General features: G+C 37.1%; 13 protein-coding genes and 4 pseudogenes. 11 read left to right on the top strand and 6 right to left on the bottom strand.

Going from position 1 to position 16416, the window contains the following annotated elements:
• The first annotated feature begins 151 nt into the window (after positions 1 to 151).
• Positions 152 to 355, top strand: a complete 204-nt coding sequence (locus QF028_RS30735; RefSeq protein WP_429471371.1) for a DUF3311 domain-containing protein — start codon at positions 152 to 154, stop codon at positions 353 to 355.
• Complete coding sequence (locus QF028_RS30730) at positions 355 to 1854, top strand: sodium:solute symporter family protein (RefSeq protein WP_429471369.1); 1500 nt, start codon at positions 355 to 357, stop codon at positions 1852 to 1854. The genes QF028_RS30735 and QF028_RS30730 overlap by 1 nt, the downstream gene beginning before the upstream one ends.
• Before the next feature lie 59 nt (positions 1855 to 1913).
• Here QF028_RS30730 and QF028_RS30725 read toward each other — a convergent pair.
• Positions 1914 to 2102, bottom strand: a pseudogene (locus QF028_RS30725) (hypothetical protein); the annotation flags it as partial.
• Between the two features lie 280 nt (positions 2103 to 2382).
• On the opposite strand from QF028_RS30725, the gene QF028_RS30720 reads away from it, so the two are divergent.
• Positions 2383 to 2553 carry a hypothetical protein gene (locus tag QF028_RS30720; protein WP_168241004.1) on the top strand — a complete coding sequence of 57 codons (171 nt, stop codon included), beginning with the start codon at positions 2383 to 2385 and terminating at the stop codon, positions 2551 to 2553.
• Between the two features lie 857 nt (positions 2554 to 3410).
• Here the strand turns inward: QF028_RS30720 and QF028_RS30715 are convergent.
• Positions 3411 to 3866, bottom strand: a complete 456-nt coding sequence (locus QF028_RS30715; protein WP_215004464.1) for an N-acetyltransferase — start codon at positions 3864 to 3866, stop codon at positions 3411 to 3413.
• Between the two features lie 726 nt (positions 3867 to 4592).
• On the opposite strand from QF028_RS30715, the pseudogene QF028_RS30710 reads away from it, so the two are divergent.
• The 3 pseudogenes from QF028_RS30710 to QF028_RS30700 form a co-directional block, all read left to right on the top strand.
• Positions 4593 to 6348: pseudogene (locus tag QF028_RS30710) on the top strand (SulP family inorganic anion transporter).
• A gap of 70 nt (positions 6349 to 6418) precedes the next feature.
• Positions 6419 to 7032 (top strand): annotated as a pseudogene (locus QF028_RS30705) (beta-class carbonic anhydrase).
• A 6-nt stretch (positions 7033 to 7038) separates the two neighbouring features.
• Positions 7039 to 7209 (top strand): annotated as a pseudogene (locus tag QF028_RS30700) (SulP family inorganic anion transporter); the annotation flags it as partial.
• On the opposite strand, the gene QF028_RS30695 reads toward QF028_RS30700, so the two are convergent.
• Positions 7203 to 7643: a MarR family winged helix-turn-helix transcriptional regulator gene (locus QF028_RS30695; RefSeq protein WP_429471366.1), complete on the bottom strand. Its 441-nt coding sequence runs from the start codon at positions 7641 to 7643 to the stop codon at positions 7203 to 7205. The pseudogene QF028_RS30700 and the gene QF028_RS30695 sit on opposite strands and share 7 nt — an antisense overlap.
• Positions 7644 to 7822: 179 nt before the next feature.
• Between QF028_RS30695 and QF028_RS30690 the strand changes: the two genes are divergently transcribed.
• Positions 7823 to 8245: an organic hydroperoxide resistance protein gene (locus tag QF028_RS30690; RefSeq protein WP_429471364.1), complete on the top strand. Its 423-nt coding sequence runs from the start codon at positions 7823 to 7825 to the stop codon at positions 8243 to 8245.
• 745 nt (positions 8246 to 8990) lie between these two features.
• Positions 8991 to 9617 (top strand): hypothetical protein, encoded by a 627-nt coding sequence (locus QF028_RS30685; protein WP_429472624.1) that lies wholly within the window; start codon positions 8991 to 8993, stop codon positions 9615 to 9617.
• 360 nt (positions 9618 to 9977) lie between these two features.
• On the opposite strand, the gene QF028_RS30680 is transcribed toward QF028_RS30685, so the two are convergent.
• Together QF028_RS30680 and QF028_RS30675 are read right to left on the bottom strand one after the other, a co-directional pair.
• Entirely contained in the window at positions 9978 to 10847 is an 870-nt protein-coding gene (locus QF028_RS30680) for a DUF1002 domain-containing protein (RefSeq protein WP_429471362.1), read from the bottom strand.
• Positions 10848 to 11590: 743 nt separating this feature from the next.
• On the bottom strand, positions 11591 to 12223 hold the full coding sequence (locus QF028_RS30675; protein ID WP_429471360.1) for an FMN-dependent NADH-azoreductase: 633 nt from the start codon (positions 12221 to 12223) through the stop codon (positions 11591 to 11593).
• 440 nt (positions 12224 to 12663) lie between these two features.
• On the opposite strand from QF028_RS30675, the gene QF028_RS30670 reads away from it, so the two are divergent.
• Together QF028_RS30670 and tatC are read left to right on the top strand one after the other, a co-directional pair.
• Positions 12664 to 12861 (top strand): twin-arginine translocase TatA/TatE family subunit, encoded by a 198-nt coding sequence (locus QF028_RS30670; protein ID WP_168241012.1) that lies wholly within the window; start codon positions 12664 to 12666, stop codon positions 12859 to 12861.
• Between the two features lie 66 nt (positions 12862 to 12927).
• Complete coding sequence (gene tatC, locus QF028_RS30665) at positions 12928 to 13650, top strand: twin-arginine translocase subunit TatC (protein WP_429471358.1); 723 nt, start codon at positions 12928 to 12930, stop codon at positions 13648 to 13650.
• Between the two features lie 138 nt (positions 13651 to 13788).
• Here the strand turns inward: tatC and QF028_RS30660 are convergent, their stop codons facing one another.
• Positions 13789 to 15231: an alkaline phosphatase PhoX gene (locus QF028_RS30660; protein ID WP_429471356.1), complete on the bottom strand. Its 1443-nt coding sequence runs from the start codon at positions 15229 to 15231 to the stop codon at positions 13789 to 13791.
• 318 nt (positions 15232 to 15549) lie between these two features.
• Between QF028_RS30660 and QF028_RS30655 the strand changes: the two genes are divergently transcribed.
• Complete coding sequence (locus QF028_RS30655; RefSeq protein WP_429471354.1) at positions 15550 to 16320, top strand: IclR family transcriptional regulator; 771 nt, start codon at positions 15550 to 15552, stop codon at positions 16318 to 16320.
• The last annotated feature ends 96 nt before the right edge of the window (positions 16321 to 16416 follow it).

Here is a 16416-nt window from a genome sequence, read left to right as displayed (position 1 = left end):
TTGTTAATTTGAATTTTTTAAATTATTGAAAAATTACCTTGTAATCCCTCGACAAAATTGTTATTATAACGTACATGTAAAATTAATATTATTTAACAATACTATTGTTAGGGCAATAGTACTATTCGAATATCAAGCAGGAGGTTCTCATATGAGCAAAAAATCTATGAAACTATTATTAATTATACTCCCTTTTATTTCTCAGTTAGCAGTTTTACCTTTCGTAAATCGAATAGACCCAATTATTTTAGGATTACCCTTCCTTCAATTTTGGCTCTTTTTATGGATCGTATTAACACCGTTATGCACATTTGGGATTTATCAACTTCAGAAATCAGAAGGGAGTCTTGACTAATGCAGGGAAATTTGACAGCTTTGTTAATCACAGTCTTCATTGTCTTGACCGTTGTTTTGATTGGATTTATCGCAGGGCGGAATAAATCATCGCGAAGCTCTGTAGAGGAATGGTCTGTTGGCGGTAGACGATTTGGCGGATTGCTGGTTTGGTTTTTAGTAGGGGCTGATTTATATACAGCTTATACATTTTTGGGATTGACGAGTACAGCCTATGCAGGGGGAAGTCTTGCATTCTTTGCTATTCCTTACTGTATCTTAGCCTATTTTGTTTCATACTTTTACCTTCCTAAACTATGGAAAGTAGCGAATAAATTTAAACTAACCACACTTGCAGACTATGCGAGAGAGCGTTTTGGCAGTAAACTTCTTTCTTCTATTATTGCAATTGTCGGCGTATTGATGCTTATCCCGTATATCGATTTGCAGTTAGCAGGGATTCAAGATACGCTTCAAGTAGCTGGAACAGGATATATTAATGTGAAGGTAGTCGTGATTACGTCATTCCTTCTTGTGGCACTTTTTACATTCTTTAGCGGTATCAAAGGCCCAACCTATACAGCCATCATTAAAGATGTTCTCGTATGGGCGATTATGTTATTCCTTGTGGTTTCTCTGCCGATTATCCATTTTGGCGGCTGGAGCCCGATGATTGATACACTTGTGAAGGAATCACCACAATTGCTGACGATTCCAACCGACGGCCCCAAAGGCATTCCATGGTTCATGACAGCATCTGTAGTCTCGGCCTTGGCATTATTTATGTGGGCTCATGGAGCAACAGGAGTATTCACAGCGAAAAGTGCGGATGCCATTCGAAAGAATGCGATGTTCTTGCCTTTATATAATATAGTCTTAATTCTGGTCATTTTCCTTGGCTTTGTTGCTTACCATGTGTTACCTGCCGGAAGCAATCCGCGTTTTGCCTTTTTAAATCTAATTCAAGTTTCATACGGCGGGATTGGACAAGGGTTAGCTTATTCAACAATTGCCTTAGCATCCTTAATTCCATGCTCTATTATGGCCATCGGTGCTTCCAACTTATTTGCAAACAACATTTATCGTGATTTAATCAATCCCAACGTAAAAGGGTCTAAATTAACTCTCGTCACTCGTTCAATGGTGTTTGTTGTCATTGGTCTTGCTTTATTATTTGGACTGTTATTCCCTACAGCACTAGTATCTTTGCAGCTTTTAGGTGTTTCAGGAATGGTTCAAATTTTCCCTGCAATTGTTGTCAGCTTATTCTGGAAAAATCAAACGAAACAAGCAACAATTATTGGATTACTTGTGGGATTAGCTACAACATTTACAGTATACGGAACAAACAGCTCACATGGAATTTATGAAGGGTTCTGGGGATTATCAGCAAACTTCTTAACCATTATCATTTTGAATCCTTTTTTCACAGCAAAAGCGAAACATCAAACAAATTCTGTAAAAGAGTATCTGTTTAATTCATCAAAGTCTGTACAATCCAAAAAAAGAAAAGGCGCATAATTGGTTTCGAGAAATGCATAGAAAATGCCCTGGGAGAGATTAGTCTCACCAGGGCATTTTTAACGATTATGAACTTTAATTCGACTTACGCTTTTACAGCTGAAACTCTTTGCTACCTCTGCAACTTTTTCCAGACCTTCAGCAATAATAGTTTCAGCTTGGGCAGGCATCGCATTATGACCTTCGATAATTACTTCATCGACAATCTCCATACCGAATACGCCGCCAAAAACATTTTTAATATAATTAGCCTAAAAAATGTCGAGAGCTGTCTTCAACAATGACTGTTTTAAAAAGGAACCACCGTTGCTGTTGAACTAGATACTGTGACTTAAATCATCAAATTCCCTTTTTTTTAAACCATATCCCATAGGAAATTCGACACATTTTGACAAAACCAATGTAATAGTCAAATAAATACTTCCCATAAAAAGGTCAAACCTTTACATTATTCTGCTTTAATGGCAGGGATTTTTTCACATTCATAGAAATACATAGAAGACAAGTCATTATACGAGGGGGATTTGAATGGAGTTTTCAGTTCTCGTTTCAGGGTTGCAATATTTCTTGTTGATTATGGGTGGATGCTTGATTTTTTTCATCCTAGTGTTATTTTTCTCCAATAGATACACAAGGAGTAAATTAAATCAAATGGAACAAAACGAAAAAATGAATGAAATACAACGAATGACACGGTGAACAGTTTTCAATGTTTCCGCTAGTTAAAATATTTGGCCCTTCCAGCATAAATGTGAAGTACATACGCTTAAGCTGAGAAGGGCTGTTATATGGACGAGTGCAATCATAACAAATATGATCCACAATTAGAGGTAAATCATTTCAAGCGTTTCCCATTTCATATCTTAAAATTTTAGAGAATGAACGGTGTCGTAAAAGTCGTTTCTAAATATACGAAGTATTGATCGTATTTCAAATAAAAAACTGGATCGCGATTTAATCGATCCAGTACATTTATATGGGTTTTTCTTATAATTCTCCTTCATCCTTGATTTTCCATATAATATAACGAATGATGTTAAGTATTTTACTACAAGGATAATCTACATCTGTCCCTAGTATCGGCCCCACCTACGCCAGATACGCTGACGGCCACGCATGCCATCCAACCCATTATTTATTATAACGGAAAACGCTTACATTTTCAAATTTAAATTGAATTTTCAGAAAAATTTTCTTATAGTTATAAATTTACTGTTAATTTTAATGGGCAAAATCCTCCCTTTATCTTCTCTGGTAAAACGAATTATTGTCCAAAAAAAGAATTTCTGCTATTTCTTTTGCCTTGAATATCATTTTTCCCCTCCACAGAAAAGAACATTTAGCCTATTACTTTTTCTTTCTTACATGATTTCCTTATGAACTCAGTGCCAATTATTTACTTGGGTCTTTTCTCGCACGTCGCATTGTACCATTACAAATCTAGGAATTTATCATTTTGCTAAACAACGAAGAAAATGGGCACCACATAATGGCGCCATCCCTATTTCTCTTGAAACTGCCAAGTTAATATCACTGTATGCAACCTATCTGACACCTTACCCAACATACTTTATCATTGCGACTTCATCACAGCAATCCAACTTAGGACAATTCATACAATCCACCCACACTTTTTCAGGCAAAGTCTCCTTTGCTACGATCTTAAAACCACATTTTTTGAAAAACTCTGTTTCGTATGTGAAAGACATTACACGGCTAATTCCAAGTTTCGGCGCATCACTTATAATACGATTTACTAATTTGCGACCAATACCTTTTCCAGCATAATCGGGAGAAACAACCAAAGATCGTATCTCTGCCAGGTCCTGTCCTAAAACATGTAATCCTGCAACCCCTAGTATATTATTATCCTCTTTCATAACATACAAACATTGTAAATGTTGATAGAGTGATAAATACGTTCGAGGCAATACGATTCCTTTTTTAGCATAAATTTGGACTAAATCATAAATATCTTTAACATCACTTGTCACTGCATGATAAATATCCATTTTGTATCTCCTTTTGCAATAATTATTTATAAATATACAATAATACGTATTTTTATTCAATGATTATTAGGGACAAAAAATATTTTTATCCCCTTAAGTAAAAAATAGCTTGGATCAACCTCCCAAGCTACATTGCCATTAACAATTACTACCTTAAGTCATTTTCAACCGTTTCTTTTCCTGTTCACAAAATTCCTCACGGTTGATTTACTCCGATAGGTACTCTTCACATACATTATTTGTCAGCTAATGTTAACTTACTAGCTGTCGAACTGTTACATTTGAGATTGTAACTCTATAGCATACTTGCTGCTACACGGATAAATAAAGGAGCTCTTCTTCTTGAACTTACCATCTCCCCAAAATTTACTATACTCCTCTTACTGCTTTAACAAATTCTTGGACCATTTCCCTAAAACACAAGAGAATAATTTGGTAAATATGTATCAAAATTCAAAAAAATGAAACTCTTCCTCTCTCAAAGCGTATCTCTACATGGAAAGAGACAACAGGGATTTTACAGAGCGTCGGAACATAACTCTTTTTTTATGATGATTCCGGGTAACAAAAAAGTATTTGAAGGAGGTTTTTTACAACTATGATTTCTCGTTTCAAAAGTTGATAAAAGAAATAGTAAAGGTTATGAAACATTGTCGTACTGGAAATTAGCTTTGTCCTTTTTACTTGTGAAAAACTATACAATATAGAAATGGAAGGATGTAATAAATGGTTTCATCTAAAAGGTTTTCTGGATACAACTTACGCTATCTTCAAAAAGATTTGATTGCCGGGTTAGTTGTTGGGATTGTTGCGATTCCTTTAGCAATGGCTTTCGCTATTGCTAAAGGGGTAAGACCAGAGTATGGACTCTATACGTCGGCAATTGCCGGAATCCTTGTTTCTCTTTTTGGAGGTTCTAAATTTCAAATTGCAGGCCCGACTGGAGCCTTTGTCCCGGTTTTATTGGGAGTCGTGATCCAGTTTGGATATGAAAAGCTGTTAATCGCTGGCTTCTTGGCAGGGTTTTTAATTCTTCTTATGGGTGTGTTTAAATTAGGAAGGTATATTAAATTTATCCCTCGTCCAGTGGTAATCGGCTTTACTGCTGGAATTGCCGTGATTATCTTTTCTGGCCAGATTGCCAATTTCCTGGGGCTTGAAAACTTAAAAAAAGAAGAAGCCTTTCATTTGAATATGAAAGAAATTTTATTTAATTTAAATACAATCAATATTTATAGTATTTTTACAGCAAGTATTTGTTTAGCTATTGTCATATTAGCACCAAAATATTTGCCTAAAATTCCAGGTGCCTTGTTAGGATTAATGGTTTCAACTGTTGTTGCTGCACTGTTCTTTCCAAATCAGGTTGCAACCATCGGTTCAACTTATGGAGCCATTCCAAATGAATTACCAAAATTTGAGTTCCCTGAGTTAACGGTCAATGTAGTGATTGAACTCCTTCCTGCTGCGTTCATCATTGCCATGCTTGGGGGGATTGAATCATTATTATCTGCCTTAGTAGCAGACAACATATCCGGCAGTAAGCATGAAAGTAACAAAGAATTGATTGGACAGGGATTGGCCAATATCGTCACCCCTTTATTTGGAGGAATTCCTGCCACTGGTGCGATTGCGCGAACGGCAACGAATATTAAAAACGGTGCGTTCTCCCCTTTATCAGGTGTCATACACGGTGTTGTCGTAGTACTAGTGTTAGTATTGTTAGCGCCATATGCCTCTGCCATTCCTTTGGCCAGTATGGCTCCCATTCTTATGTATGTTGCATGGAATATGAGTGAGCGCAAGGAATTTGCCCATATTTTACAATCAAAAACGATGGATTCCCTTGTAGTAGTCTCTACTTTTCTGCTAACCGTTTTTATGGATTTAACTACAGGCGTTGGAGTAGGTCTGCTTTTAGCTCTCCTCGTTTTTGTCATCCGAATAAGCAGTACGTTAAAAGTATCAAAGGTTTTGCCGGATCCAAACGATAAACTAGTAAAACCCGAAATGGTCAAGCAAGGTTCAAACTGCCCGCAAATTAATATTTACACTGTAGAAGGTCCATTATTCTTTGGCACCACCGAGCAGTTTGAGAAGGAAATGGAAGAAATTTTGCATTTAAAACCAAGAGTGCTCCTGTTAAGAATGAGTAAAGTTTCCATCGTGGATTCGTCTGGGGAGGCCCTCCTCATGAATCTTGTAAAAAAATTCAAGGATAGTAACCAACAAAGTAATATTTTCTGGTATCCAGCCGCAATTGGAAGATTTATTTAAGAAAACTGGTTTTTATCAATTGGCAGGTAAGGAAAATTTCTTTGCCCATACAGGTGATGCTATCAATTATGCTCTCTCAAAACTGGACGTTAAGCGATGTAAAGGGTGTAAACATTTTTCTTTTGCAGAATGTTCAACCCTCTCAAAAGACGAAGCAAACCCTAAAGCAAAAAGAAAAACAAAACGTGAGCTTGGGTTAATTTAATTGGACATCCCCCTTTTTAGGGAGCCGATGTTAATAAAACATCCTAAAACATTAAATGGAGGAAAAAATTATGACCGCGATTTCTAAAATTCTCGATTTCAACAAGGATTTTGTTGACAAAACCGGTATGAGGAGTTTAAGACGACAAAATTTCCAGATAAAAAACTAGTCATCCTAACTTGTATGGATACTCGTTTGCTGGAATTGCTCCCCAAAGCTATGGGTCTAGGAAATGGGGATGCGAAAATAATCAAAAACGCCGGGGCTGTTATCTCTCATCCTTTCGGCAGTATCATGCGCAGCATTCTAGTCGCAATTTATGAACTGAAGGCTGAAGAAGTGTGTGTGATCGGTCATCATGGATGTGGTATGGTAGGTTTAGAAGCATCCTCTATTCTAAAAAAAGCAAAACAGAATGGAATTGACGAGGAGCGGATCGATATTCTCACAAACGCTGGGATTGATTTGTCCAGGTGGCTGACGGGTTTTCAATGTGTAGAAGAAAGTGTCGCCAACAGTGTCCGTTTAATTAAAAGTCACCCATTATTCCCTAAAAATATCTCTATTCATGGGATGGTGATTGATCCTGAAACAGGAAAATTGGATCTGGTGATCGACGGATATAAAGATATAAAGTCAAACAGCACAAACATACCCAGTCTTATAAGTGAGGTGTCTAAATGATTCCCCACTAGCAAGTTTCGAGGGAATAACTTAGGAGATTTTCAGAAAGATGCAGTTGTTGGATTGATCGTCGGTATTGTAGCGAGTCCTTTAGCGATGGCCTTTGCCATTGCTAAAGGAGTAAGACCGGAATATGGACTTTCCACAGCAATTATTGCCGGAATCAACATTCAACTGTTAATCTGTTGTATTCTGTTTAAAATGGTTGATAGCGTTTGGTTTAAATTATTTAATTCCACAAAGTCCAAAGACAAATTTTCTAGTAATTTAGTAGGAATACATTGAGCTTTGCCCTTCAAGTCTTCGCCTTTTTTAGTCAATGAAATGATTACCGTTCTTTCATCCTCTAAGGATCTCCGGCGTTCAATGAGACCATTCCCTTCCATACGCTTTAACATAGGAGATAATGTTCCCGAATCTAAAAATAACTTTTGCCCAAGCTCTTTAACAGTTACCGATTTTTCCTCCCATAGTACTAACATTACTAAGTATTGAGGATATGTGACATCCAACTCTTCTAATAAATTTCTGTATAATTTAGTGATTTCACGTTCTGCTGAATAAATCTTAAAACAAATTTGGTTCTCTAGTTTTAATTTATTGTTGTCCATTTTCTTGTCCTTTCTTCTTTCATCAGTACCATTATAATACTATAAACATTTATTTAAACCACAAATTAATTTTACACAATTTAATTGTTGACTGCAGATTATTTTATTGCTAATATAGTTTTATAAAATAAGTTGTGCACAATTTAATTTTATAAAACTATATTTTGGAGTGATTTTTTATGGAAACATTGTACACTGCAAGTGCTACAGCAGAGGGTGGTAGAGCTGGGAAAGTAACAAGTAGTGATGGAACCTTAAATTTAGCACTATCAATGCCGAAATCACTAGGTGGTCAAGGAAAAGAAAATGCAACAAATCCTGAACAATTATTCGCTGCTGGCTATGCAGCTTGCTTCGATAGTGCGTTAAATTTGGTCGCAAGACAAGAGAGAAAACGAATTGACTCTAAAGTTACTGCGGAAGTTTCACTTGGAAAAGATCATGATGGCGGATTCAAATTAGCTGCGGTCATAAACGTGTCAATAAAAGGGGTATCATTCGCAGAGGCTGAGGAATTAGTAAAGAACGCTCATGGTGTTTGTCCTTACTCTAAAGCAACAAAAGGGAATATCGATGTAAAATTAATGATGAGTGTAATTTAAATTTTCCCTTCAAGCAACGTCCTAAAGTGGATTTATTATCAAACAAAAAGAGGCTAACTCTCCTACAAACAAGGAGTAAGCCCCTTTCTTTTGTTCACTTTACTCATTTGCTTTCTAAAAGCCCGGCAAAACTGAATTTCCCTATATAATTTGTTCGACTTCTAGGTATTCGCCATTTGTATCCTCTGCTGTTTTAATAAATATTACCTTGGAATCACTTTCCCTCTTTGGCCACAAAATCTCCTCCAAAAGTTAATATTCAAATAAACCACTCTTTCTAGAAACATACGGCTTAATTGCAGATGGAAAAATAAATAAGAAGGGATTTCCTCAGAACTTCTTTCATTTATCTATGCTATTAAAAATGCAGGATACCAATTTAGCAGATGTTCATTTATTTATACAGAAATTTATATTTGGAAATGCATCTTACATTGGGAAATTGTTAGGTATGGACAAATACTTAACAATATATATGTAGATGCAAAATAGAAAATGAAGGTCGGGTTGGTCCGGAAAATGACGGTATCCAGAGGCAGGGCTTACACAGAATTTTGAACATGTTGGGTCGAAATTCGTTAATAAAATCTACTATTATCCAATTTTCGTTCTATTAAGCCCCTATATTATGGAATCTAGGTGTTATGTCCAAGCTCACTTATTCCTTTTCCATATAGTAATAAAAAAAGGAGGTGAGAAATTGAGCAAAAAAAAGTATAGCTCTTCACGCAAGGATGAAGAGAAAGTGAGTAATAGTGAGCAAAGCTCTTTACGTAAAGATATAGCAAAAATAGAATCGGCACACCAAGAGTGTATTGACCGTGCTTATCGTATTCCCATATTTTTAAGTACGACAACTCATTTAAATGACAACCAACAACGGTTTCTAAACCGTCTAATTTTAGAGATTGAGAATGCTTTGCTTTTTCCGCGTACATTACCTTTAAGCGAAAGTTATCCCGAATCCATTTTAACTGATATTCGTCGGTTAGTTTCATCAAGCTATGGAATGTTGGCTGTAAACCTTCGTCGTTTTAAAATTGAAACAGTTGACGTCAATGCAGGACCCCTTCCACCGTCCACTCCAGTCTGGGTAGGATCAGTTTATTCACAAGTAGAACCTTCTATGGCTTTTCAATTTGGTCTACCCTTATTATTAGTAAGGGAAGAAGATACTGACGCAAATAATGGAATTTGGGCAGGCGGAATTGCCCCACTTAACCTCTTTATAGTTTGGCATTCTGAAACTCAAACTGTTGATCAATTCTTTAGCACTGCTGAATGGAGATCAGCCTTTGAAAATTGGAGTGCACAAGTAAGAAATGCTTTTTATATTCAGACAGACCCTAAGTTCAAGTACAGATGTGAATGATAAACTGGTATATTAGCATCAAGTCGAAAATATACAAAGCTTTGTTCACCTTATATATTTTCGACTTATTTACATAAAATCAAATATTTCCATTTGGGTATCAAAAACAAAAAGATTTACTTCACTTTTTTTGAAAACAATTTGCCAAATTTCTTGGCACTATCCTTATTTTTTTGCACCTTAACGGCAAAAAGGCTCTTTCCGATAAAATGGAAAGAGCTTTTTAATTTTATATACACATGGAATCAAAAAAATAACACGCCTTTACAGAGAGTTCAAGGATTCTTTCTTTTTCCCTTCATTTTTCCTTAAAATCAAAAAGTTTTATTTTGATAGTTTGCCAATATTAACCTTTGTTCATTAAGCAAAGAGGACACGAGCCTCATCAAGTAAGCGATTTAAGAAATCTTGCAGCTTTTGAAAAAATGACTGACCCTCTTCAGATTGCAAATATGTCGAGATTTTTTCTGTCGTAACACTAAATTGTTCTTTTACTTGGTTCCAGTCAATATCCATAGCGTTTAGTTTATTGAAGAAGTCTACTAACATATCTAACTCTGCATCTTTTAAAGTAATCCCAAGCTCCGTGGCAACTTGTTCAATTAATGCACGCAAGTCAGCTTCTGTTTTCGGTTCATTCTTGGCGATTTCATCCTTGACTTTTCCCATGAGAGCAGCAGCATTTTCCGCTCCAATGGAGTCACCGAGCTGTGCGGTTTTCACCATTTCTTCATTCGCCACTTTTTTGATTTCTTCAGGAATTTCTTCATTAGTTGTCGTTTCGTAAGCTTTCATAATTCCTGTTAAAGCAGCTGTACCTGTAACAGAAAACGGAGCGGTAATCTGAATTTTTGCATCCTTTACACCCGCTGTAAACAAGGCATTTGTATACATTTCATCCGTAACCCATGTAATATTGTTCGTTTGAACGTCTAACCCGGAATCTTTGGCACCGATTGTGATGCTCGCTGATGAAATAGCAATAGAACCAATTTGTGCCTTAGGAATAGACTCCCCTAAATAATCATGCTCTTCTTTATTGGATACGGTAATAATTTGTGCGTTTTCCGGTACCGCTAACTCTGCTAACATTTCATTTTTTTGCTGTTCGGTTAGGTTTTCTCCTAATGTAACAATGACATCTCCTTCTGCTACGTCTGCAAAGCTGATAGAAGGAACAGAGAAAAGCATCAGTATGGCAAGAAACATTGCATGTAATTTTCGTTTCAAAAAAAGACCTCCTTTTATACATTCAACCATTCATATAAGAATGGTTAATGTTTCGCCAATTATATTTAATATCAATAAAGAATACTTCCTGAAAAATTGGCTTTGAATTATCTTAACATAGAGGTTGGGATTTTCATTGAAAGAATGGGTAACTTTTATGTTAAAAATCTATTAAGATTCTTACATGGCAGATAATAATGTTACAACCTTTACAGTAAACCTCAAAAAGCTTAATAAACTAACGTACGTATAACGAATATAATTTAGTGGAGTAAAACTTTGAAAGAAGTCTATAAAGACGATGAAAAATTACCAAGAACACAACTATATGAGGGACAAATCGAAGAAACGGAACGATAGTAAAAAATTCCAATCGAATGATGAATTTATGTAAAAACACTGTAAATTAGGTAATCTTTAAAGGAACTTTAAGCATGATAAAAAGGCTTCACAGGGAGCGAAACCTTTTTGTTAGCAGAGTTCATGTTAATCTTTTGTCTTGATTGAAATTAGATATTCTAACCTACTTTACTTTCTTCTATGGCATGTTGCCAACTTGGGTAGTAATACAAAGCACTCCGCATTAAATCAGGATAAAGTTGTTTTACCTCTTTTTTACGTAGAGAATTACCTTCGTTCTGTAACTTCTGGATCTGAGTAATGTAAAAAAGCCCTGGGAGAGGCTATTCTAACCAGGGCTTTTTGCACCTAAAACAGTATAATTAATAATCTATTTCTCCGACTTAGGCCGTTACAGCTGAAAAATTCTTTGCTACCTCTGCCACTTTTGCTAGACCTTCAGCAATAATAGTTTCAGCTTGTGCTGGCATCGCGTTATGACCTTCGATAATTACTTCATCAACGATTTCCATACCGAATACGCCGCCAAATACATTTTTTACATACGTGGCTGCCATTTCCATTGGTGCAGTTTCAGGCGTTGAGTAAATGCCTCCGCGAGCACTTAGGATAACGGCTTTTTTGTCAGTCATTAAGCTGATTAATTGACCAGTTTCACTGTATTTAAATGCGAAACCAGCTGCGTATACATAGTCGATAAACGTTTGTAATTTAGCAGGGATCGTTAAATTCCAAAGCGGGAAGGCAAATACCACTACGTCCGCAGCAGTTAAAGCATCCATTGCTTTTTGTTTAGCAGCTAAAATACGTTGTTCGACATCTGTCATCTCTTCGCCTGATTGTAATTTACCGAACGCGTTAAATAAATCTTGACCAAAGTAAGGCATATCTTCGGCAAAAACATCGTAAGTCGTTACATTGACGCCTTCTAAGTTCTCCATGAAAGTTTCATACATTTTACTAGAAACAGCTTCAGAAGCTGGACGGTTGTTTGCTTTCACTACTAATATATTCATCTATTTAAACTCTCCTTAAAAATCGTATTTATTTTTATCTCGAATTCATAATATATTAAATACGAGTTTTTGGCAAACGAAAGGTACTGACAAGGAAGGGAAATTTCGCCATGTTTACGTATTTTGAAAAAAACTTACAGACTCATGGGTTGATTCATTAACATCGTTACCGTTTTCTTCTTTTTTCTGCGATCATGGTAACGATTAGTTTCTATTCGTTACCGCTAACCCCGTTTTTCCTTGGTCACGGGCACAATTAGCTTCTTCCCCATCTCGAACATATTTACAGACCATTAATAGAATTAATCGTTTATTTACAATTCTTTACACTCACTCAATTAACATAGGTATGGTAGTAACCTATAATCATAGATGGAGATGAAAATCCACTACGTACATTATTCTTAGGTATACAGCTATATAAGAGGAGGAAATTTTAAATGCTACAAAATATTGGAATTCCTGGTTTGATTCTTATTCTTGTAATCGCCTTAATCATTTTCGGCCCTTCAAAATTACCGGAATTAGGCCGCGCGGTTGGCTCCACATTAAAGGAATTCAAAAAGTCAACAAGAGATTTAGTTTCCGATGAAGAGCCGGCAAAAGCACAGCCCAAAAAGGAGGAAAAAGCCATTTAATCCAATCATTTTTTAGGAAGATGTAAGGAGGCTTGCATCTTCTTTTTCATAAGGAGGACCGACCAGATGAAAAACCATGATATGGCCCTGATTGGTCATTTTGAAGAATTACGTAAACGTCTCATTTTCGTACTAGGAACATTTATCCTGTTCTTCATTGTATCCTTTATCTATGTACAGGACATTTATCTCTGGCTAGTGAAGGACTTAGAAGTGAAGCTGGCCATATTAGGACCGAGCGACATTTTATGGGTCTATATGATCCTATCAAGTGTCGTGGCCATTGCAGGAACCATCCCAATGGCCGCCTATCAAACTTGGCTGTTTGTCCGTCCCGCATTGAAAGAAACGGAACGTAAAGTAACGCTGGCTTATATTCCAGCACTATTCCTTCTATTTATTATCGGAATTTGCTTTGGTTATTTTGTCATTTTTCCAACGGTATTTCAATTCCTCCTCTCGATGTCAGAGGAAATGTTTATGACCTTTTTTACAACAGAAAAGTACTTTATGTTTTTAATTCATATGACGCTTCCATTTGGATTTTTATTTGAACTCCCAGTGATTATCATGTTCCTAACAAGTGTCGGAGTGCTGAACCCATATAGATTGCAAAAGATTCGAAAATACGCCTATTTTGTACTAATCTTAATCGCAATCTTTATCACCCCGCCGGATTTTCTATCAGACATATTGGTAATCATCCCCCTGATTTTCCTATATGAATGCAGTGTTCTATTATCAAAGGTCGTGTATCGGCGAAAACTACAAGTGAATCTAGCTGCGTAAAAGAAGTCTTAGTCTAAGTGCTAAGACTTCTTTTTTTATGAAATGGTCCATAAACGAGCCATCCAACATTAGTCAAAAAGAAAAGATGTAAACCAGACACAGGGCCGGTTTACATCTTTTTATAGATTCATATAAAGTTTAAATTTTCAGTCCGTGGCGCTCAAATGCCGCTGCTTCCAGAATCGACATTCCTTGACTCTCGGCAAACTGGGCAACCTTGTTAGAAACCTGTGGTGCAAAATTTTTCGAAGGAGCAGCGTAAGACATTTCTCTTGCACGGGCAGAGTTACTGCGGGCAAATGGACCCCAGATGGCAAAGGTTCTGCCTGGGCTTTGAATATTAACAAACAGCGTGTTTCCGTCAGGCGAGAAGGTAGGACCTGTCATTTCAGATCCATTGAGACGATTGTGAGCAAAAGGATAGATTTTGCCTTCAGGTGTAATTCCCATAAGTCGATCGTCACCTGCTCCATCTTCCACGAACCAAAGGTCGCCCCATGGAGTCATAGCAATGTTATCCGGAGATTCCATTTCTTTTGCATCTGTTGCCTCATAGAAAAGCTCCAAGGTATTGGTGCCTGGAATGTAGCGGTAAATGCGTCCAAGATTTTTTTCGCCGGCAGAGCTGTCATCGAACCAAAAGACACCCGCTTGGAAGAACGCTCCCTCTAATTTTTTGAATTCAATACAGCCTTGTGCCTTGGCATCCTCGCGGCATAAATGAGGATCTAGTTCCTTCCAGACAATCTTAAAGGTTTGTCCTGTTTTAAATGTGCTTGCTGATGGGCCAGCTACCTCTTCAATCGCCGCCGCATAAAGCTTGCCGCCTTTTTGCAGGGCACCCGGCTGTTGGGTGGTATCATTTGGGATAAAACGATAGAAATAACTTGGAGTTGCATCTTCAGTCAAGTAAACATATCCTGTCGCCGGATCAATCGCACAGGCTTCGTGAGAAAAGCGTCCCATTTCCTTAATTGGGGTTCTGGACATTTCATTCTCAGGCTGCTGCGGGTCCACTTCGAATACATATCCGTGCGTCGCAGAACGTGTTTCTTCACAAGTCAGCCACGTACCCCAAGGTGTCGCTCCTCCTGCACAATTTCGAATGGTACCTGAAGAGGTTACATATTCTTTGATGACGTTTCGATTTGGGCTAATAACTAGTGCAGTTGTACCCCCTGCAGCTGCGGCATCATAAGGCTTGGTTCCAATCACCGGATTTGCTGCACCTGGACTCAATTCATGATTACGAACAAGAATGGTTGTATTGTTAGGTCCTTCAAAAGCTGCCATTCCATCAAAGGCGCCAGGGATTTTACCGCCGTTTGTCAGTTGACCGCCCTCTTCGGAAATAATCTTATAATGAAATCCTTTTGGAAGATCGAGAATTCCATTCGGATCCTGAACCAAAGGACCATACCCGCCAAAACCGCTGGTTGGATTATTGGTAGTATCCGCAAATACTTTTGAACCGAGTGTTAACACTCCGGTTGATCCAAGCGTAATTGCAAGTGTGCTCATTCCTCCCGCTTTTAAGAAATCTCGTCGATTCATGCCATCTTTAGATACTTGATTTTCCATAATGTATATATTCCTCCTCATCAATGCTTTTTCTATCTATTTATAGTTTAACTAGCATTCATTAAGGATTAATGGAAATTTTGTAAGGATTAGGTAAATAAGATTAAAGAAATGTAAACATACTCCTACATAAATCGACTTTATAAATATGTGAAGACCTCCACCTCTTTTTTTAGTCTAAAGCCCAAAAATTATGTAGTAAGTTCCCCTAATTATGTATTTCCTTACAACGTATCATTGGTCATGAATAACTGTGGGATATGATTCACCGCTATGCTAATATAGGAAATAATAAAGAGGGTTTTAAGGAGGTTCACAATGGAAGTCACCAAAAAAGGAACGACCATTCAATCATTACAAATCGGAATGGGTATCCTAGATTTAATGGCCAAACAAGGAAGGCCATTAAAATTTACCGATATTCAAGATCTAACACAGATTACAAAAAGTAATCTTTATAAATACTTAAATACCTTTACACAATTAGGAATCCTTTATCGTGATAAAGCTACCGGATCCTATGTTCTGGGAAGTAAGTTAATTGAATACGGAATGGCAGCTGTCGATCACGAAAACGTTATCGATCGGATCACCCCTTACTTACAAGAACTGAACGAAAAAAGTTCAAGCACTGTCCTTTATTCCAGTTGGACCCATAATGGTCCAATGATCGTTAAAGATATTAACACCAATCGAGGATACAATATTGGAGCTCAGATCGGGACCTTACTTCCCATTTATTCCTCAGCCGGGAAAGTATTTATGGCCTTCATGGATGAGCAAACGATTCGTGAGTGGAAAGCGAGGGAATTGCTACAAAGTCCTCCAGAAAAGGTTAGCCAACTGGAAGTAGAACGCAGATTGATTCAGGAGAAAGAAATTTCTTTTGCAAGGGAGCCGCTGGTATCATCCGTGTCCTCCGTTTCGTTCCCAGTCTTTAACTTTAAAAAGAAACTCCTTGGAGCCGTAACAATCGTAGGTTTTTCCGAGTTAATCCCTAGTAATGAAGAAGAAGAACTAAGTCAATTTTTCATCCAAACCAGCAAAGAAATATCCCGTAGTTTCGGATTTTTATCAAATGAGGAATAAGAATAAATAGTAAGAAACTAAAAGCGGGATCATCCCCGCTTTTTTTTGTGTGTATTTGCCATTAAAAAATGTCGAATTTACAAAAAACTTTTAATA

Source organism: Neobacillus sp. B4I6, assembly GCF_050434045.1.
Taxonomy (GTDB): Bacteria; Bacillota; Bacilli; order Bacillales; family Cytobacillaceae; genus Neobacillus.
The sequence above is the reverse complement of the archived record's forward strand: the minus strand, read 5'-3'. Positions and strand labels throughout refer to the sequence as shown.

Excerpts from the sequence above, each read along its gene's own strand:
- QF028_RS30735 (WP_429471371.1), top strand. The coding sequence starts at position 152 with ATGAGCAAAAAATCTATGAAACTATTATTAATTATACTCCCTTTTATT.
- QF028_RS30730 (WP_429471369.1), top strand. The coding sequence starts at position 355 with ATGCAGGGAAATTTGACAGCTTTGTTAATCACAGTCTTCATTGTCTTG.
- QF028_RS30720 (WP_168241004.1), top strand. The coding sequence starts at position 2,383 with ATGGAGTTTTCAGTTCTCGTTTCAGGGTTGCAATATTTCTTGTTGATT.
- QF028_RS30715 (WP_215004464.1), bottom strand. The coding sequence starts at position 3,866 with ATGGATATTTATCATGCAGTGACAAGTGATGTTAAAGATATTTATGAT.
- QF028_RS30695 (WP_429471366.1), bottom strand. The coding sequence starts at position 7,643 with ATGGACAACAATAAATTAAAACTAGAGAACCAAATTTGTTTTAAGATT.
- QF028_RS30690 (WP_429471364.1), top strand. The coding sequence starts at position 7,823 with ATGGAAACATTGTACACTGCAAGTGCTACAGCAGAGGGTGGTAGAGCT.
- QF028_RS30675 (WP_429471360.1), bottom strand. The coding sequence starts at position 12,223 with ATGAATATATTAGTAGTGAAAGCAAACAACCGTCCAGCTTCTGAAGCT.
- QF028_RS30670 (WP_168241012.1), top strand. The coding sequence starts at position 12,664 with ATGCTACAAAATATTGGAATTCCTGGTTTGATTCTTATTCTTGTAATC.
- tatC (WP_429471358.1), top strand. The coding sequence starts at position 12,928 with ATGAAAAACCATGATATGGCCCTGATTGGTCATTTTGAAGAATTACGT.
- QF028_RS30660 (WP_429471356.1), bottom strand. The coding sequence starts at position 15,231 with ATGGAAAATCAAGTATCTAAAGATGGCATGAATCGACGAGATTTCTTA.
- QF028_RS30655 (WP_429471354.1), top strand. The coding sequence starts at position 15,550 with ATGGAAGTCACCAAAAAAGGAACGACCATTCAATCATTACAAATCGGA.